The 17,428-nt window shown below is 71.9% G+C and carries 22 protein-coding genes; 11 read left to right on the forward strand and 11 right to left on the reverse strand.

What is annotated here, in order from left to right; all coding sequences use genetic code 11:
• Positions 1-63: 63 nt before the first annotated feature.
• Positions 64-279 carry a hypothetical protein gene (locus ACZ6JT_RS21100; protein WP_469211756.1) on the reverse strand — a complete coding sequence of 72 codons (216 nt, stop codon included), beginning with the start codon at positions 277-279 and terminating at the stop codon, positions 64-66.
• A gap of 293 nt (positions 280-572) precedes the next feature.
• Positions 573-1,106 carry a hypothetical protein gene (locus ACZ6JT_RS21105; protein ID WP_469211758.1) on the reverse strand — a complete coding sequence of 178 codons (534 nt, stop codon included), beginning with the start codon at positions 1,104-1,106 and terminating at the stop codon, positions 573-575.
• Between the two features lie 432 nt (positions 1,107-1,538).
• Between ACZ6JT_RS21105 and ACZ6JT_RS21110 the strand changes: the two genes are divergently transcribed.
• Together ACZ6JT_RS21110 and ACZ6JT_RS21115 are read left to right on the forward strand one after the other, a co-directional pair.
• Complete coding sequence (locus tag ACZ6JT_RS21110) at positions 1,539-2,174, forward strand: VOC family protein (protein WP_469211760.1); 636 nt, start codon at positions 1,539-1,541, stop codon at positions 2,172-2,174.
• Between the two features lie 310 nt (positions 2,175-2,484).
• Positions 2,485-3,024, forward strand: coding sequence for a GNAT family N-acetyltransferase (locus tag ACZ6JT_RS21115; RefSeq protein WP_469211762.1), 540 nt, complete (start codon positions 2,485-2,487; stop codon positions 3,022-3,024).
• Positions 3,025-3,032: 8 nt separating this feature from the next.
• Here ACZ6JT_RS21115 and ACZ6JT_RS21120 read toward each other — a convergent pair whose 3' ends face one another.
• The gene (locus ACZ6JT_RS21120; RefSeq protein WP_469211764.1) at positions 3,033-3,467 is read right to left on the reverse strand and encodes a VOC family protein; all 435 of its coding nucleotides are present in this window, start codon (positions 3,465-3,467) and stop codon (positions 3,033-3,035) included.
• A gap of 359 nt (positions 3,468-3,826) precedes the next feature.
• The gene (locus tag ACZ6JT_RS21125; protein ID WP_469211765.1) at positions 3,827-4,084 is read right to left on the reverse strand and encodes a WhiB family transcriptional regulator; all 258 of its coding nucleotides are present in this window, start codon (positions 4,082-4,084) and stop codon (positions 3,827-3,829) included.
• Positions 4,085-4,304: 220 nt separating this feature from the next.
• Here ACZ6JT_RS21125 and ACZ6JT_RS21130 point away from each other — a divergent pair, with 220 nt between their 5' ends.
• Positions 4,305-4,613: a hypothetical protein gene (locus ACZ6JT_RS21130; protein ID WP_365478770.1), complete on the forward strand. Its 309-nt coding sequence runs from the start codon at positions 4,305-4,307 to the stop codon at positions 4,611-4,613.
• A gap of 90 nt (positions 4,614-4,703) precedes the next feature.
• Positions 4,704-5,249: a DoxX family membrane protein gene (locus ACZ6JT_RS21135; RefSeq protein WP_469211767.1), complete on the forward strand. Its 546-nt coding sequence runs from the start codon at positions 4,704-4,706 to the stop codon at positions 5,247-5,249.
• Here ACZ6JT_RS21135 and ACZ6JT_RS21140 read toward each other — a convergent pair whose 3' ends face one another.
• Positions 5,250-5,633 carry a toxin Doc gene (locus ACZ6JT_RS21140; protein ID WP_469211769.1) on the reverse strand — a complete coding sequence of 128 codons (384 nt, stop codon included), beginning with the start codon at positions 5,631-5,633 and terminating at the stop codon, positions 5,250-5,252.
• Between the two features lie 165 nt (positions 5,634-5,798).
• Between ACZ6JT_RS21140 and ppk2 the strand changes: the two genes are divergently transcribed.
• Positions 5,799-6,827 carry a polyphosphate kinase 2 gene (gene ppk2, locus ACZ6JT_RS21145; protein ID WP_469211771.1) on the forward strand — a complete coding sequence of 343 codons (1,029 nt, stop codon included), beginning with the start codon at positions 5,799-5,801 and terminating at the stop codon, positions 6,825-6,827.
• An 81-nt stretch (positions 6,828-6,908) separates the two neighbouring features.
• On the opposite strand, the gene ACZ6JT_RS21150 is transcribed toward ppk2, so the two are convergent.
• Positions 6,909-7,646, reverse strand: a complete 738-nt coding sequence (locus ACZ6JT_RS21150; protein ID WP_469211773.1) for a dienelactone hydrolase family protein — start codon at positions 7,644-7,646, stop codon at positions 6,909-6,911.
• A 278-nt stretch (positions 7,647-7,924) separates the two neighbouring features.
• Here ACZ6JT_RS21150 and ACZ6JT_RS21155 point away from each other — a divergent pair, with 278 nt between their 5' ends.
• From ACZ6JT_RS21155 to ACZ6JT_RS21165, 3 genes are all read left to right on the forward strand, one after another.
• Complete coding sequence (locus tag ACZ6JT_RS21155; RefSeq protein WP_469211775.1) at positions 7,925-8,665, forward strand: ASCH domain-containing protein; 741 nt, start codon at positions 7,925-7,927, stop codon at positions 8,663-8,665.
• A 61-nt stretch (positions 8,666-8,726) separates the two neighbouring features.
• Positions 8,727-9,602 carry a trypsin-like serine peptidase gene (locus tag ACZ6JT_RS21160; RefSeq protein WP_469211777.1) on the forward strand — a complete coding sequence of 292 codons (876 nt, stop codon included), beginning with the start codon at positions 8,727-8,729 and terminating at the stop codon, positions 9,600-9,602.
• Between the two features lie 90 nt (positions 9,603-9,692).
• The gene (locus tag ACZ6JT_RS21165) at positions 9,693-10,391 is read left to right on the forward strand and encodes an Lsr2 family DNA-binding protein (protein WP_469211779.1); all 699 of its coding nucleotides are present in this window, start codon (positions 9,693-9,695) and stop codon (positions 10,389-10,391) included.
• Between the two features lie 43 nt (positions 10,392-10,434).
• Here ACZ6JT_RS21165 and ACZ6JT_RS21170 read toward each other — a convergent pair whose 3' ends face one another.
• The 3 genes from ACZ6JT_RS21170 to ACZ6JT_RS21180 form a co-directional block, all read right to left on the reverse strand.
• A complete protein-coding gene (locus ACZ6JT_RS21170) occupies positions 10,435-11,292 on the reverse strand; it encodes an alpha/beta fold hydrolase (protein ID WP_469211781.1) in 858 nt (285 codons plus the stop codon).
• Positions 11,289-11,912 carry a TetR/AcrR family transcriptional regulator gene (locus ACZ6JT_RS21175; RefSeq protein WP_469211783.1) on the reverse strand — a complete coding sequence of 208 codons (624 nt, stop codon included), beginning with the start codon at positions 11,910-11,912 and terminating at the stop codon, positions 11,289-11,291. The genes ACZ6JT_RS21170 and ACZ6JT_RS21175 overlap by 4 nt, the downstream gene beginning before the upstream one ends.
• Positions 11,913-12,210: 298 nt before the next feature.
• Positions 12,211-12,954, reverse strand: a complete 744-nt coding sequence (locus tag ACZ6JT_RS21180; protein ID WP_469211785.1) for a ferritin-like domain-containing protein — start codon at positions 12,952-12,954, stop codon at positions 12,211-12,213.
• Positions 12,955-13,175: 221 nt separating this feature from the next.
• Between ACZ6JT_RS21180 and ACZ6JT_RS21185 the strand changes: the two genes are divergently transcribed.
• The gene (locus ACZ6JT_RS21185; RefSeq protein ID WP_469211787.1) at positions 13,176-13,733 is read left to right on the forward strand and encodes a GNAT family N-acetyltransferase; all 558 of its coding nucleotides are present in this window, start codon (positions 13,176-13,178) and stop codon (positions 13,731-13,733) included.
• Between the two features lie 73 nt (positions 13,734-13,806).
• Here the strand turns inward: ACZ6JT_RS21185 and ACZ6JT_RS21190 are convergent, their stop codons facing one another.
• Positions 13,807-14,691 carry an AraC family transcriptional regulator gene (locus ACZ6JT_RS21190; protein ID WP_469211788.1) on the reverse strand — a complete coding sequence of 295 codons (885 nt, stop codon included), beginning with the start codon at positions 14,689-14,691 and terminating at the stop codon, positions 13,807-13,809.
• Positions 14,692-14,836: 145 nt separating this feature from the next.
• Between ACZ6JT_RS21190 and ACZ6JT_RS21195 the strand changes: the two genes are divergently transcribed.
• Positions 14,837-15,598 (forward strand): SDR family NAD(P)-dependent oxidoreductase, encoded by a 762-nt coding sequence (locus tag ACZ6JT_RS21195; protein ID WP_469211790.1) that lies wholly within the window; start codon positions 14,837-14,839, stop codon positions 15,596-15,598.
• Between the two features lie 57 nt (positions 15,599-15,655).
• Here the strand turns inward: ACZ6JT_RS21195 and ACZ6JT_RS21200 are convergent, their stop codons facing one another.
• A complete protein-coding gene (locus ACZ6JT_RS21200) occupies positions 15,656-16,282 on the reverse strand; it encodes an ATP-binding protein (RefSeq protein WP_469211792.1) in 627 nt (208 codons plus the stop codon).
• Positions 16,283-16,687: 405 nt separating this feature from the next.
• Here ACZ6JT_RS21200 and ACZ6JT_RS21205 point away from each other — a divergent pair, with 405 nt between their 5' ends.
• Complete coding sequence (locus ACZ6JT_RS21205; protein WP_469211794.1) at positions 16,688-17,212, forward strand: lamin tail domain-containing protein; 525 nt, start codon at positions 16,688-16,690, stop codon at positions 17,210-17,212.
• Positions 17,213-17,428 lie beyond the last annotated feature (216 nt).

The following is a 17,428-nucleotide window of genomic DNA, read 5'->3' on the forward strand; positions in this document are numbered from 1 at the left end:
CCTGCCTCGTCCCTGCAGCCGGGCGGGGCCGGGCGCCGGGCCGGGCCGGGCGCCGACCGCCGGTCAGCCGAAGCTTCGCCTGCGGTCGCCCGTCTGCTGCGGCGGGATGTGGTGCAGCCGGCGACGAGCACGCCGGCTCCGGTCGGCCCTACGCGCGTCCCCGCCCCCGGACCGCTTCGCGGCCTGGTCGGGTTCCGCGGGTGCCACCGCCGGGGCGAGCGCGATCGCAGCGATGACCGCCGTCACCACAACGAGGATGATTCCGATGCTCACGGACATGATTCCCGCCTTTCGCGTTGACCCTTATCTCTGTAGCTACTCAGCGTTTCCAATACCGACTGCGATAAACACGTTGAGTGATGTTTAGAGCAGGTCACGCCACCGACGCCCTGTGTGCATCAAGCGTGTTGGCGGTGCGGGACGTTGATACGGATCCGGTCTGGCGCCGGGGACGGCGGATCATCTACGGGTGTACCGGCGCGGGTGTGTTCCCAGCCCGTGCAGGGGCAGTTGGGGTGCCGGCGGAATCCATCGCCCCGCTCGGGTCCCTCCGGCTGTGGCCCTGGCCGCACTTACCGGTCTCGCGCTCGCCCTCCGCTGCCTTCTCCGATCTGCCTCGTCGGGTTCTCGGGCTGCAGGGCCGTGCCGCAGGCGCTGCAGTAGCGGGCGTCCGCCTCGATCGCGTGCCGGTGGCACCGGCCGCACACCAGGTGCACCTCGCACGGTCGGGGCGCGGCGGCGGGGGTGGTCCGTCCGATGCGCATGCCGCGGCGCCTGCGGTGCACGGTCAGGACGAGCAGTCCTTCGGAGCCGGCCAGCAGCGACCGGGACGTGCCGCGCGGCAGCACGCCGAGGAATCCGGGGGCCAGCTGGGACTGGGCACCGTCGAGGGTGAGCGTTCCACCGCCGCCGAGGACGACCAGCATCACGTCGACCTCGTCCTCGGTGTGCGGCGCCCCGCCGGTCCCGGGCAGGTGGCGCACCAGGTTCGCGTCCAACTGCCGGTCGACGCCTTCCAGCCGCCACAGCGCGCCGCTCTGCCCCTGAGCCACCGCCGCGACCAGCCCCGCGACCGTCACGAACTCCGCCTCCCGCGCAGCCTCCATTGCCGTACCTTCCGCGCCCGAGCCGAACCCCACGCCACACATGATCGCCCACCCGGCCCCCCTGGCGGGAACGGCGGCCGGCGCCGCCGGCACGCCGAGGCAGTCAGGGGCGGTCCGCAGGTGCCGGGCCTCGGCGGCCTGCGGCCGGGCGTCGGCCGTCGCCGCACGCCCCGCGCCCTCGCCCGCGCGGACCGCTTCCCGCTCCGCCGGAATCCGCCGCACCCGAACGGGTGACAGCCGCACCCCCCAGCGATCGGCCGCGGCCAAGGGCCCGTACGGCACCATCTGGAGCCTGCCTCTCGGAAGTGCGGTCCGCATGGTGCTGCATGCCGGGATGATCGATCCGTTCCACGGCTGAATCCACCGCAGACACGGCCGGGGCGGCGGGCGTGTTGTAGGGATGTGTGCGGGTTGTCGGGTGATGATGGCTCAGTGCGACTTGATCACGTGTCCTATGCGGTGGCCCGCGACAGCTTCGTCTCCACCGTCCAGTGGATCGGATCGGCCCTCGGCGGCGGGTTCGTCGACGGGGGCGTACACCCGCGATTCGGCACCCGCAATTTCATCCTCCCGCTGAGCGGCGGCACCTACGTCGAGGTCGTCACCACGCTCGACCACCCCGCCGCCGACCGCGCACCCTTCGGCCAGGCGGTCGCGCGCCGCGCAGCCGAGGGCGGCGGCTGGCTCGGTTGGGTGGTCTCCGTCGACGACATCGCCCCGGTCGAGGCCCGCCTCGGCCGCACCTCGGCCGAGGGCCACCGTGTCCGCCCCGACGGGTTCGACCTGCGGTGGAAGCAGATCGGTCTGCTGGAGCTGCTGGACGACCCACAACTGCCCTACTTCCTCCAGTGGCTGGTCCCCAGCGAGCAGCGCCCGAGCGCCGACCCGCGCACCTCCACCACCATCCACGGGGTCTCCATCGCCGGCGACGCGGCCTCCATCGCCGAATTCCTCGGCGAACCGGCCGACCACCCCCTCGACCAGATCGACGTCAGCTGGGTCGAGGACGAGGAACCGGGCCTCGTCTCGGTCGAGTTCGCCACGGCCCGCGGCCCGGTCACGATCTGACCAGCGCCCGACCACCCCGCGGGAGCAGTCGGCTGGGGTCCCCCGACCGGCGCGTGCCTCTTTGACGGGGGGCCACCGCGGACGACCGCTCTGGTGGCGTCGCCGCCCACCGGATCCGGAATCTCTCGTGTCATATGCCTATCGGCCTGTCGGGCCCGGCGCTTATGGTGTGGCTCCGGATCACCCCGGGCCCGTCGCCCTCCCGGCTCCCCACGGGAGGTCGCCGCGCGTCCGCGGGACGGTGGCCGCGTGCGAGGACACCCGGAAATGGAATTGCCTTGCGGCCCGGTCTTCGCGTTGGCTGGGCGGCATGACCGAACTGCGTACCGACCGCCTCACCGTCCGTCGATGGCGTGACTCCGACCTTGCACCGTGGGCGGCGATGAACGCCGATCCCGAGGTCCGGGAGCACTTGGGCGACCTGCTGACCCGCGAACGGAGCGACGCCTCCGTGGCACGGTTCCAGGCCGATTTCGACCGGCGGGGCTACGGGTGGTTGTCGGTCGAGGTACGGGCCACGGGTGAGTTCATCGGCTTCGCGGGCCTGGATCAGGTCGACGACGGCATGCCGTTCACCGGTGTGGAGATCGGCTGGCGGCTCGCCCGCTCGGCCTGGGGCCGGGGCTACGCCTCCGAGGCCGCGCGGGCGGTGCTCGCCCACGGGTTCGACACCCTTGGACTCCCCGAGATCCTTGCCGTGACGACGGCGACCAACCACCGCTCACAGGCGGTGATGCGGCGCATCGGAATGACGCGGGATCCGGCCGACGACTTCGACGACCCCACCGTGCCCGAAGGGCCCTTGCGTCGGAACGTGCTGTACCGCATCGCCCGTGGGGCCGGGGCCTGACGGTACGCTCACGAACCGCCGAAGTCGGGCAGGGTGAGCGAGCCGTCTGGCGCGAGGGGGAAGCCCGGGTTGTAGGCGACTTCCCAGGAGTGGCCGTCTGGGTCCGTGAAAGCGCCGGAGTAGAAGCCGATCGCGTTGACGGCCGCCGGCTTGGTGACGCTGCCGCCTGCCCCTCGTACCGCGGCGAGCAGCTCGTCCACATCGGTCTCGGAGCGGACGTTGTGTGCCAGGACGATCCCGCCGACTCCGCCGGCGGGTCCGGGCTCCACGCCGCAGTCGCGGGCCAGCTTGTGCCGGTCCCACAGCACCAGCCCGAGTCCGCCGGCCTGGAAGAAGACCGTCTCCTCGACCTCCTGTCCCCGCCAGCCCAAGGCCTCGTAGAAGCCCTTGGCACGTGCGAGATCGGAGACTCCCAGGGTGACCAGGGTGATGCGCTGTTCCATGCGATCACGCTAACGCCCGGAGGGAGGGCCGGGGTGCCGACGCTCGGCGTCCTGGCGGACCTGGCCTCCTATGACCGGGACGTTCCCCTGGGGAGCGCCAGTACGCGGGGCTCGCCCTGACGGGGGTGCCCTACGCCGTGGCCGCGGCGGGTGCGGGCGGGGGCGATGGCCGCGTCGGCGACCGCGGTGGCCTACGGAGGCCTCGCCGGGCCGGCGCAGGCACGGGCACGGGCACGCAGGCACGGGCACAGGCACGACGCGCAGATCGCCCGGTACCGGGCACACCCGCAGCTGCTGTACCTGGGCAACGCACCGCCGGTACGCCGGTCCGGGCGAGCGGGCCGCCTGCCGGACGCGGGTCAGCCCGCCGATCGGCCGCGGGCGGCCCGGGCCGCGCGCCGCTTGGCTGCCCGGCGTTCCTCCTCGCTCATGCCGCCGCACACACCGAAGTCCTGCCCTCCTTCGAGGGCCCACTCGAGGCACTGCTCCTGCACCGGGCATCGGCGGCACACCGCTTTGGCCTCCTCGATCTGGACGAGGGCCGGGCCGCTGGAGCCCACCGGGAAGAAGAGATCGGGGTCTTCCCACTTGCAGGCGGCCTCGTGGCGCCAGTTCATCGTCGTTCCTCCATCCAATTCGTCCGAATCCTCACTCTCCCCTCCTGGCCGCTACCGGCCGCTCTATTCAGTACGGGCGCCACCGCTTGCCGGCCGCCCCGTCCCGGTGCGGGGGCGCGCGGCGACACCCGGCAGGCCGATGTGCCGGGCTCGGGGAGGTTCGAGGCGCGAGACTGGGGCATCGGCAACGCAGCCCTTTGCCCGCCCACAGGAGGCAGCAGTGACCACCTACGTCATCACCGTGCCCGGCACGTTCCTGAAGGACGTCGACGACGCAGCCCGCTCCAAGCTGGCGAGGAGGCTGGCTTCGCACCACACCGACTTGAGCGAGGCCGAGGACGTGGAACTGCTCACGGTCCACGAGGGCGGAACCTTCTCCGCCAGGCTCGAAGTCGAGGCCCCGGACCGCGCCACGGCCGAGGACGAAGCCGTACGCCTGCTGGCCGGCGCCCTGGAGGAGCTGGGGTTCTCGGAGAAGGACGCGCCCCTGGGGCCTCCGGCGGTCACGGGGCTCGAAGGCGAGTTCTGAGAACCCTTCAGTTCACGGACCGGATGGACCGGATGGACCGGATGGACCGGATGGACGGATGGACTCGCCGGGACGGGGCAGCAGCGGGACATGGCTGTCGTACGTAAACTCGCCCGCCCCCTGCTCGCCGCCCCCTTCGTCACCGGCGGACTGCGCACCCTGCGCCGCCCAGAGGCCGTAACGGAAGTCACCCGACCCCTCCTCGAGCCCGTCGCCCGGGCGGTCGGGAAGCGCGTGCCCGCTCTCGCCGGGGATCCGCTGCGACTCCTCCGTGCCACCGGCGCGATCCAGGCCGGGGCGGGACTGCTGCTCGCGACGGGACGTGCCCCGCGCCTGGCCGCGCTCACGCTCGCGGCCACGCTGGTGCCGACCTCCCTCGCCGCTCACGCTTTCTGGACAGTGGAGGATCCGGAGGAGCGCGCGCGGCAGCGCGTTCACTTCCTGACCGACCTGTCCGCCCTGGGAGGACTCCTCATCGCCGCCGCGGACACCCATGGCAAGCCCTCGCTCGCCTACCGCTCCCGGCACGCACTCGACCACCGGCACCCGGTCCGTGCCGTCCGCCGCCCCGTCGAAGCGGCGGTGTCCCGTACGGCGAACCACGCCAAGTCCGTCGCGTCCTCCCTCACGGGCTGATCAGGGCCTCGGGCGGCGCATGGAGCGCAGTCGGTCGGCTACGTCGTACACGCTCAGGCGCAACGTGCGGATGTCGGTGATCAGGTCGCGCCAGGGTTCGAAGGCGGTGTCCACGTCCTGGCCCGAGGCCCGGATGTAGGCCACCGCCACGCCGTAGCCGAAGTACTCGTTCCGGGCCGGCAGCGGGCGCAGCAGCACGATCTGTTCCAGCAGCGCCGCCGACCGCCAGTACGCGTCCGGCTCGTCGGCCGCCAGCGCCGGAGTGTTCACGCGGTGCCGGGCGACCGCGGCCACCAGAGCGGAGTAGTCGCAGACGCCGAGCTCCTTGCCGAGCAGCTCCTCCTGCCGGTCCAGCAGCCAGCGGATGTCGATGTGCAGCTGCAAGATCAGGCCGCCCGGTGTCCGGTCGCGGACGGATGGCACCCGACTACCGAGTCGATCTCCACGTCGTTGTCTGCCACACGTCCGAGTATGCAGCCATGAATACCTCAGTGAATACGTTTTTGGGGACACGGACATCACGGCGTATCGCGTGGGTAGGGGCCTGGCATGACACAGCACGAGTTCCAGCGGTCGGAGGTCGAGGAAGACCTGCTGACGGGGCTGAGTGTGGATGACCGCCGTCCGGAGCAGCCCGTACTGCTGGACTCGACCGGCGCTCCGATCCGCACGTGGCAGGAGAACTACCCGTACGACCGCAAGATCAGACGGGGAGAGTACGAGCGCACCAAGCGGATCCTGCAGATCGAGCTCCTGAAGCTGCAGCACTGGGTGAAGGACACCCGGGCCCGGCTGGTGGTGATCTGCGAGGGCCGGGACGCGGCGGGCAAGGGCGGCACGATCCAGCGGTTCACCGAGCGGCTCAACCCCCGTGGGGCGCGGATCGTCGCTCTGGACAAGCCGACGGAGCGGGAGGAGGGCCAGTGGTACTTCCAGCGCTACGTCGCCCATCTGCCGGCGGCCGGTGAGATCGTCTTCTTCGACCGTTCCTGGTACAACCGTGCCGGCGTCGAGAAGGTCATGGGATTCTGCACCGAGGAGCAGTACGAGCTGTTCCTGCGCCAGTGCCCGACCTTCGAGGCCATGCTCGTGGAGGACGGGATCCTGCTGGTGAAGTTCTGGTTCTCGGTGTCCCGCGCCGAGCAGCGCACCCGCTTCGCGATCCGCCAGGTCGATCCGGTGCGGCAGTGGAAGCTGTCACCCACGGACCTCGCCTCCTTGGACCTGTGGGACGCGTACACCGCCGCGAAGGTCGCGATGCTCCGCGCGACCGACACCGAGCACGCGCCGTGGACGGTGGTCAAGAGCAACGACAAGCGGCGAGGCCGGCTCGAGGCGATGCGCAGCCTCTTGTCGCGCATCGACTACGACCGCAAGGACGATGAGGCGGTGGGCCACCCCGACCCCCGCATCGTCGGCGCCGCCGACACGCTCCTGGAGGCGGGCGAGGAACCGACCGACCTCTCCCCCACCCCGCTGGCCGGCCCACCCCACGGCCCCGGCCTGCATCCGCACCCACAACCGCCGCTCCCGGCCGGCACCGACGCCGACGCCGACTCCGGCACCCCGGAGACGTAACCGGACCGACCGCCGCTGACGCACCGGTTCGAGGTGGCGCGAGGAAGCCGAGCCGGACCCTCGCCTCGGCGCTGTCCGGGGTCATGCCCCCGGAGCCTCCGTCACGGGCAGGCACTCGGCGAGCAGGTCGAGGACGTCGCGCCAGGCTCGTTGGGCGTGCTGTGGGTGGTGGCCGACGCCGGGGACCGTGGGGTGGTCGACCGGCGGGTGGTGGAAGGCGTGCAGGGCGCCGCCGTAGACCGTGAGGCGCCAGTCGACGCCAGCGGCCTGCATCTCGGCGGTGAACGCGTCCCGTTGCGCGGGCGGCATGATCGGGTCTTCCGACCCGACCCCGGCCCACACCGGGCAGCGAATGCGCGCCGCCTCCCCCGGCCGGCCCGTGGTGGTTGCGTTGACCGTCCCGATCGCGCGCAGGTTGACGCCGTCGCGCCCGAGTTCCAGCCCGACGGCGCCCCCGGTGCCGTAGCCGACGACGGCGATCCGGTCGGGGTCGGCCCGCGGTTCGGTGCGCAGCACGTCGAGCGCCGCACGGCCGATGCCCCGCATCCGGTCGGGGTCGGCGAGCAGCGGCAGGCAACGGGCCAGCATCTCCTCGGGGTCGCCCAAGTAGCGCCCGCCGTGGAGGTCGAAGGCCAGCGCTACGTATCCCAGCTCGGCGAGAGCGTCGGCCCGGCGGCGCTCGACGTCGCTGAGCCCCATGCCCTCCGGTCCGAGCAGCACCGCGGGCCGGCGGTCGCCACCGGCCGGGAGGGCGAGGTGCCCGGTCATCGTCAAACCGTCCGCCGGGTACGCGACCGTACGCGTGGTGATCGTGGTCATGAGACTGGACCGTAGTGATCGTCGAGCCCCGTCCGGGCGGTGTTCTGCCACGGGCAGAACACCGCCCGTGTCCTTCGTGCCCCTCTTCCCTCCCTGCCCACGGGGCCACCAGAGGGGCCCGGTCAGACCTGGTCAGACCCGGTCACGGCAATCCGAAATCCCGTGGAGCCCATTTGCCCGGCCTGGAATGATCTTGGCGACTGCTGACGAAGGGGAAGGCTGAAAACGTGTACGTACCGCCATCGGCACGAGCTCTCGACAGGGACGAGCGTGAGCTCGTGGAGCTGGCACGCCGCACCATAGACGCACATACGGACGCCGGGCCCGACGAAGACGGGATCCACACGATGGGCGCCGCGGTCATGGCCGCCGACTACCGGATGTTCGCCGGCGTCAACCTCTACCACTTCACCGGCGGACCCTGCGCCGAACTCGTGGCTCTGGGATCCGCACGAGCCCAGGGCGCCCGCCAGATGCGCTGCATCGTTGCCGTGGGGAACCACGGGCGGGGGGTCGTCGGGCCGTGCGGCCGCGATCGGCAGGTCTTCGTGGACTACTACCCCACCATGCGCGTCATCGTGCCGACGCCCGCGGGGCCCCGGTCCGTTCTCGCCGCCGACCTGCTGCCGCTGACGCAGCGATGGACCCCGGACGGCATGAGCGGTCTCGACCCGTCGCTCTACCAAGACCCCGAGACGGCCGGTCCCCCGATCATCCGGTTCAACCCCCGCTACCTCGAAGACGTCCGCTCCGGCGCCAAGACGAGGACGACCCGCTTCCGGGACCCGGCCCGGCTCGGGCCGGCACGGCTGGTGTTCGAAAGCGACCCCGAAGTCGTCCTGCCGGCCGAGGTGACCGGCATCCGTCGCTGCCTGGTCAGCGACCTCACCGACCAGGACGCCCGAGCCGAGGGGCTGACGACCGCGACCGAACTCCGGGAAGGCCTCAAGGGCCACTACCCGGATCTGGCGGCAACCGACGAAGTCGACGTGGTCACCTTCCGGATCAACGACGAGTGAGCCCCGTCTCGGTCGGGCCGGGCCTTGAAGTAGCCTGAGCTGATCTTGGGGGGCGCAGCACATGACATTCAGACGAGTTCGGGGTTGGGCGGCGGCGGGGGCGCTGCTCGTCTCGGTCGCCGGATGCGGACCGTACTCTCTCACGGCGAGGACGGCCGGGGCCGCGGAGCAGCAGGTCCTGGCCCACGACGCGGCGCTCAGTACGGCCGAGCAGCAACAGGTCGAGCGGTACTGGGTGGGCCACGGGATCGCCCGGATGACGAAGACCGAGCGGTCCGAGGACTTCGTGCAGCCGGAGTGGGACAAGGGGGGTGCCATCGCCCTGACCGTCGGCCGCATCTATGCCACGAGCGGGCGGGACGCCGCCTGCACCGCGACGGTCGTCGGCACGAACACCGTCGTGACCGCGGCCCACTGCGTACGCACGAGCCTCTCCGACGGATCCTCGCGGACGGCGACATGGGACGAGAACCTGTACTTCGTCCCCGGCTACCGGGACGGGCAGAGCCCCTACGGCGGGTTCACCGTACGCCGGGTGCACATGGCGGAGGACTGGCAGACCGACGGCAACGACGTCGCGATGCTGGAGATGAACCCGGCCGCGGACGGACGGGCCGTCTCGGCGGTGGTCGGAGCCCAGAGGATCGCCTTCGGCGCGAAACCGGGAAACCCCACGCACCAGTTCGGGTACCCCTACACGAGTCGGGTGCTGCATTGCGAGGGCCCCGGCACCCGGCCGTGGCGCGAGCCGGGGCTCTTCCGGATCCCCTGTCTCATGGGCGTCGGTTCGAGTGGCGGCCCGTACATCGTGGACCTCGACCCGGCGGGCATGGGCACGGTCGTCGCCGTGAACGTCAGCAGCGCCGACTCCCACAGCTACGGCACTGTCCTCGGCCCCCTGGCCGGCAGGCTCTACGCCGAGTCGGAACACCACTGACCCAGGGGGCCAGTGGGCCACTGACCCCCTGGCCGGCCCTGTTGATCCCGGCCGCGGGCACCGGCCGCGGGTTCCCGTACCGTCCGTTGCGTGACCGCCGTAGACGACCTCGTCCGCCTCTGCCCGCCCCCCGCCGATCCGCCACCTGTTACGGAGTGGGACGGGGTGGAGTCCGCGCTCGGCTTCCGGCTGCCGGACGACTACAAGCGGCTCTGCGACCTGTACGGGCCGGGCGATTTCGGAGACTTCATCGGGGTGCGCCACCCACTCGGCTCCACCGACTGGATATCGCTGACGGGGCCCATGGCGGCCGTCGTGGGGCAGCAGTTGGCGGTCGACCGGGCGAACGGGTGGCCCGTGCCGTACGATCCGCGTCACCTGTTCGCCATCGGAGTGACGGACAACGGGGAGTACGTGTTCTGGGTCACCGAGCCGCAGGACGACCCCGACCGGTGGCACATCGCCGTGAACGAGCCGCGTGGGCCGTCGTGGTTCGCCTTCGAGGGGGGCCTCGTGCAGTTCCTCGCCGCCGTACTGGACGGGCGGACGCGCGTGCCTCTGTTTCCCGACCTGCTCACGGACCAGGGCGGTTGCTTCACGTCCTCGCCCGCGCTCCGCCCCGGCGAACAGCCGATCCGTGTCGTCACCCTCACCTCGCGGAACACTGGCACCCGTGACACGGACGCCATTCGGGCCTGGGGGCGCGCCCATGGGTACGACGTTCCGCTGCGCGGCCGCCTCCCCGCACAGCTGAGGACGGACTGGGAGCGGGCGCACCCCGGTGAGTGAACCGCCTGCCTCGCACTCCGGGCGCGGCGTGCGAGGGGCGTTCTCATTCCACCCTCTCCAGAAACGGGACGATCGCGTCGAGGAAGTGGTCGTTCCGATCGCCGGCCACCATGTGCCCGGCGCCGAGGACGTCGATGCGGCGCGCGCGGGGAACGCCGTCGCAGAACTGCTCGGCCACGTCCTCGCGCACCACGTCGCTGATCCCGCCGCGGACGAGCAGGATCGGCACGTCGGCGTGGCGGCCGGCGTCCAGGAGACGCTCCGCCATGCCCGGCGGGTCCATCCGGCCCTCGAAGCTGTCCGGCATCCGGGGGTCCCAGTGCCACACCCAGCGGTCGCCGTGGCGCCGCAGGTTGGTCCGTATCCCCTCGGGGTCGGCCGGCCTCGGGCGGTGGGGCAGGTGGGCGGAGACCGCCGCGGCCGCCTCCCCCACGTCGGCGAAACCTTCCGGGTGGCCTCGCATGAACGCGACGATCCGGCGGAAACCGCGGGGATCGGGTCGATGGGCTACGTCGACGAGCACCAGGGCGCGGATCGCCGCCCGCGGTGCCTCTCCGGCGGCGAGCAGCGAGGCCAGGCCTCCGAGTGAGGCGCCGATGAGCACCGGCCGGCCGCCGAGCCGGGCGACGATCGCCCGGACGTCCGCGGCGAACAGGTCGAGGGCGTAGTCTCCGTCGGCTGACCAGGCGCTGGTGCCGTGTCCCCGCAGATCAGGGGCGATGACCCACCACCCCAGCGCGGCCAGCCTGGGACCGGTCCGGTCCCAGGCGTGCCGGGTCTGGCCGCCGCCGTGCAGGAGGACGAGAGGGGGAGCGGACTCCTCGCCCCACACGTTCGCCGTGAGCCGGATCCCGCCGTGTCCCACGAAGTCCCGGTGTCGTGGCGGTGCGCCGGCCGTCATACCGCGTCCCCCGTCCGCAGCGGCGCCAGCAGTTGGTCGCGGTGGGGATCCGCGGCCGCCGCGGCGAGCGCGACGTCCAGCGCGAACAGGGCGTTCGCGAGGAACTCGTCGTCGTCGATCAGGGCGGCGACCCACTGGTGCAGCGCACCCACACACGAGGTACTGACCATGGCGGCCAACGCGTCGGTGTCGACGTCGGCGCGCAGCAGACCCCGTGCCCGTGTGTCCGCCAGCGCCCGGCGGAGCGGGACGAGCGGACCCCGGTCGAGTACGAGGCCGCTTTCCTCCCAGCCGCGCACCATGCGACGGGACACGATCGGGTCGCCGACGAAGAGTTGGACGGTCGATCTGACGACGTCCTGGGGGTCACCGGATCCCAGCGCCGCGAGCCGGTCCTCGAGTGCGTCCATGAACCCGCCGGCGAGGGCTTCCCAGATCTTCTCCCGCGGTCCGATCAGGTTGTAGACGGTGGCCGGGGAGACCTCCGCCCGCTCGGCGATCCGCTCGGTGCTGAGCACCGATTCCGGTCCCTCGCGCAGCAGTTCGCGCGTCGCTTCGAGGATCCGGTCCCGCCTCCGGGCCTTGTGCCGCTCGCGCAGCCCTCCCCCGGATGTCTGCACGCGCTCCGTCCGCACGGGCACTCCCCTCCCTACCGAACTCGGAGACTCTTCTAAACTTAGAGATGCCTCCAGATCGAGTCGGGTAAACCGATGCGCACGAGTCGGAGTGCTTACGAGCCGCGTCGACCGGCTCGGGGTGGTCCGACGTGACCTGGTCCACGACGACCGGCATGAACGCCGCGACGGTGCCGGCCTCTTCGCGGGTCAGGGAGAGGACGCTGCTGATGACGACGAGCGGACTCCCTGCGCGCACGACGGTCGCATCGGCGGTCTGCGCCTCGCCCGGGGCGCCCTCGGCTCAGCCGGCGTCGGCGCCCGCCCGCGCCGGCTCGGGAATGGGGCCGCCCGACATCGCGCGTGCCATCCACGCGGAGGAGCGCAGGGTATGTGCGACGAAGGCACCGCGCCCCACCCCCAGAGTCCGCAGGGCGGGGCCGTGATCGACCGCGACCAGTACGGCGGCGACGGCCAGCAGTCCGCGCCATCCGCACGTCACCGCCCGGCGGGCAGGCCGGGGCAGCCCGGCGGGGCCCTCCCTCAGGCGCAGGCAGTGGAACGGAACGTGCCGCTCCTCGTCCGCCAGGATCCGGCCCGCGACCTCGGAGGCCAGCGGGTCCGCGACACCGTCACGCAGGGCCCGGTAGTACCCGAGCGCCACCACCTCGGCGATCATCAACACCAGTAGCTCCACCCGCAGTCCGAGCAGCCGCCGCACCCGCACGAAGGTCGCGTCGCTCCAGTGCCCGTCGAGGGTGCCCGCCCCGCCGGCCGACAGCAGGAGCTTCAGCATCCGCGCGTGGTTCTGCTCCTCGGCGATGAAGAGCCGGACCGCCTCGGAGTAGACCGGGTCACCCGCGCGATCGGCCTTGCCGGAGAGTGCGGAGCCGTCACCGTCCTCGCCGACCTGGAACTTCTGGATGCTGCGGACGATTTCGGCCGGCAGCCGCGCGCCCTTCCCCCAGTCGGGGTCACCCAGCGCCGCCCGGCGCTCCCGCTCGGCCCGGAACTCGCTCACCCATGCGCCGTACCCAGTTTTGATCATGTTCAAGAACCTAGCGACTGTTGAGCGCGTTCAAAAGTGGTGGAGTGTCATGGCCCGGTAACAGAAGGGCAGGGGTGCACTCGCCGTCGGCCCTCGCAACCGGCACCTCGGCGGAGCGCGTCTCCATGTGTGGCGACGTCAGAAGCCGTTGCCTGACGCATCCACGGTCCATGGCCCCTACGAGGTCGGGCGTGTGGCCCCGAGCAACCAGGAGCCGTTCCATGCCGGATGAGGTTTCAGCGCACCCTGCCGTCTGGCCACCTGCCCCGATCAGGACCGAGCGGCTCGTGCTGCGCGAATCCGAGGCACGGGACCGTGCGGCGTTCGTCGAGCTGTTCGCCTCGCCGGAGGTGGGCACCTACGTCGGCGGCTCCCGGCCGCGTGACGAGCTCGAGCGCGCGATGCCCGAGGTGCCGGGGCGGCGTCCCGGCCTCTTCGTGATCGAGCTCGACGGTGCGATGATCGGCATGACCACGCTCGATCCGCGCGAGGCGGCGCGGCCAGGTCACCTCCGCCCGGAAGGCGGGGAGGCCGAGCTCGGCTACATGTTCCTGCCGCGGGCATGGGGACGCGGGTACGCCGCCGAGGCGTGCGCGGCCGCACTCGACTGGTTCGCCGGCGCGCGGCCCGGCGAGCCGGTGGTGCTCACCACCCAGGCCGCCAACGCCCGCGCGATGCGCGTCGCGCGGAAGCTGGGGTTCACCGAGGTGGAGCGGTTCGAGGAGTACGGCGCCGAGCAGTGGTTCGGCGCATGGTCATCGGCCACGCCGTCCGCCTGAGCCCGCACTCGACACCGCGGCTCGGAATGCGCGGCGGCATCGCCACGACGATCCTCTCGACGGGGCAACGCGCCTACCGGTGCTGGTCCAGCCGCACGCGGGCGGCGTCCTTGCTCGGCGGGGCACCGAACTGCCGCCGGTACTCACGGCTGAACTGCGACGGGCTGTCGTAGCCGACACGGTGGGCGACCCCGGTGACGTCGCCCCGGCCGGTGGCCAGCAGCAGCCGCGCTTCCTGGAGCCGGATCTGCTTCTGGAACCGCAGCGGGCTCATCGCGGTCACGGCCTGGAAGTTCCGGTAGAAGGCGGACTGGCTCATGCCGGACAGCCGTGCCAGGTCCTCGACCCGGAACGGCTCGGCGTAGTGGCTGCGGATCCACGCGACCGCCCGCGCCACATGGCTCAGGCCGCTGTCGGCGAGACCGAGCTGGCGTACGGTGCCGCCCTGTTCCCCGGTCATCACCCGCCACAGGATCTCGCGCTTGACCAGGGGCGCGAGCGCGGCGCGGTCGCGGGGCCTGTCGAGGAGCCGCAGCAGGCGCACCACCGCGTCGAGCAGTTCGGCGGGCGCGTCGCAGACGGCGAGGGCCGGCACGGCGCCGCCGGCCCGTGGGACGTCCCCGGGGCCCGCGAGCAGCAGCAGTTCGGCGATGTCGGAGGGCTCCAGCACCAGGCCGAAGCCCAGGGCCGGGCGGTCCGGGCCGACGCGTAGGAACTGGCCGGTGACCGGCAGGTCGACGGAGGCCACGAGGTACTGCCCGGCGCCGTACTCCAGGACGCGGTCCCCGAGGGCCAGCCGCTTGGTGCCCTGCGCGATGACCGCGAGCACGGTGCCGGTGGTCGCCGGCTCCGGTGCGTCCGACCGGTCGACCTTCGACACCAGCACCCCGTCGACGGCCGTGGTCGCGTCCGGGCGCGCGTGCCGGGCGAGCAGGCTCCGCAGCTCTTCCAGGTCCATGCTCCCAGTGCAGCACAACACCGGGCGCCCGATCCCGCACTCGGGAGGATCAGGCAAGTCTCCCGGACGATCGTTCTACTGAAGCAGCAGGTCAGAGGCGTCCAATGGAAGTACCGCATCCCAACCGACTCCCAGGAGGACCATCATGCAGGTCGCCATCGTCACGGGCGCCAGCTCCGGTATCGGGCAGAGCGCCGCCGTCCGGATCGCCGAACGCGGGATCGGCGTGATCCTCACCTACGGCCGCAACCGGCAGGGCGCCACGGACGCCGTGGCCGCCATCGAGAAGGCGGGCGGTACGGCCGTCGCGCTGCACCTGGACCTCGGAGACAGCGCCTGCTTCGACGGCTTCCGCGACTGCGTGGCCGAGGCGCTCCGCACGACGTGGAGCCGCGACACCTTCGACCACCTGGTCAACAACGCCGGCATCGCGCAGACCTCGCTGATCGAGGACACCGCCGAGGAGGACTTCGACCGGTTGACGCGCGTCCTGCTCAAGGGCCCGTACTTCCTGACCCAGCGGCTCCTCCCGCTGATGGCCGACGGCGGATCCGTCGTCAACGTCAGCAGCAGCGCGGCGACCGCGACCTCCGGGCTGGAGCCCGGATACGCGGCGTACGCGGCGATGAAGGGGGGCCTGAGCGTGCTGACCCGGTACATGGCGAAGGAGTTCAGCCCGCGCGGCATCCGCGTCAACGCGGTCTCGCCCGGCGCCACCCGGACCCGGCTCGCCGACGACGCGTTCACCCGCTTCCCCGAGGTCGTGCCGGCCATCGCCGCGAAGACCGCCTTCGGTCGGGTCGGCGAGCCCGACGACGTCGGCTCGCTGATCGCGACCCTGATAGGCGAGGAGAGCCGCTGGATCACGGCCCAGGACATCGAGGTCTCCGGCGGCTACCAGCTGTAGTCCGCGGCCCGGGCCCGGGCCGGGGCACCCGTCGTTCGGTACCGGTGGCGGAGCCCGTCAGCCGGCGCGCCGGTCGTCGATCCGAACCTCCAGGCACGGCCAGAGGGTGGCCAGGCGCGCGAGGTCGCCGGGCGGCGGCACGGTCAGCGAGCCCAATGACGCGTCCGGCCTGAAGTGGACCAGCGTCCCGGTCGTGCCGTCGGCATCGACGGACTCAAGTCCGGTGACGGGCACGCCCCGTTCGTAGCGCTGGGTCCAGGCCCCGTTGAGGCGGCGGTTGGTGTGGGCGAGCCATTCGCTGAGCGCCGCGACCACCGACATGCCGCGCCGAGGGTGGCCGTCGGGCAACGTCTCGGCCAGTGGAAAGTCGAAGAACCGGAGATCCTTCGTGGCCATGACCGGCTTCTTCACGACCTGGCCGTGCTCGTCCACGCGGGTGTCGGTGCCCCGTCCGTCGTCCTGGACGGACAGGGAACCGTCGGGATGGAGCACGACGACGCAGCTTCCCCCGCCCTTGCCTGACGCTTCGTCGGCGGCGTAGGCAAGCACCTCGAGGACGAGGTGCCAGGGTCCGTCCGGCGCGAACTCCGCGGGATTTCGCCGGATGTGTGCCAGATGGCCGGCGTCGACGAGGCCGGACCAGTCGTGTGTCGTGTTGACCCAGGAAGCCCTCGATACGTCCATCAGGCAAGTATCCCGCCTGGTCACGAGGGTCTGGAGGCCACCCCCCTTGACCGGAGCGCATGGGATTCACACGGCGGGAGCCCTGTTACAGGAGCTTGAACCCGTTCGGCGCACAGCGCACGGCATGGCGTGAATGAACTGCTTATGTGGCCGAAACCCCCTTGCTCCGACAACGCGGAGGCCACACCCGCCCCTGCCCCCCTGACGTCAACCAGACCTTGACGCTTGCCCCTTACAGCCGAGAGTTACGGACATGTCCGTATTGAGCAACACACCTCACCAGTTGTGGCGGTTGGCGACGGTCCGGGCCAGAGTGTGGCTCCTCGGCAGGACGTCGAGAACCGCACGGAGCCCGCCCGGCTCGCACGACGCCGGGCCGGGCTGACTGTTCAAGGAGCCATCTGCATGTCTGCTTCCCCCGCCACCCGCCGTCTCCTCGCCGCGGTCCTGGCCGCCGGCGCCCTGGTCGGCGCGGCCGCCGTCCCGGCCGCAGCCCACGACGACGACCGGCGCGGCCACCACGGCCGGCACTCCTCGATCGTCATCGGCGACGTCCGGCACGACAGCCGCAGCCACGACCGCGACCGCGACCGCGACCGCGACTACGATCGCGCCCGCGACAACCGCGCGCTGAACCGGGAATGGGTCGAGGTGAAGAACACCGGCCGGGGCGCCGTCAACCTGCGCGGCTTCACCCTCACCGACCAGGACGGCAACCGCTACCGCTTCGACCACCTCCGCCTGGACGGCCACTCCAGCGTCAAGGTCCACACCGGCAGCGGACGCGACACCCACCGCGACGTCTACCAGGACCGCCGCCACCAGATCTGGGACGAGCGCGACACCGCCACCCTCCGCGACGACCGCGGACGCGTCATCGACACCGAGAGCTGGGGCCGCCGCGGACACCACGACAACCACCGCCGCTGACCCGGACCGGCAGCCACTCCATCGGGGAGAGTGACCTGCCGGCCCACCCCGCAGGAGCGGGGGGGGGGGGGGGGGGGGGGGGGGGGGGTGTTGGGGGGGGGGGGGGGGGGGGGGGGGGGGGGGTGGGAGGAGGGGGGGGGGGGGGGGGGGGGAAGGGGAAAACGTGTCTGAATCCCGGGGGACTCAAGACACGCCGGTGACGGAACGAATCGGGCG

The organism is Streptomyces sp. NPDC046308 (genome assembly GCF_055588065.1).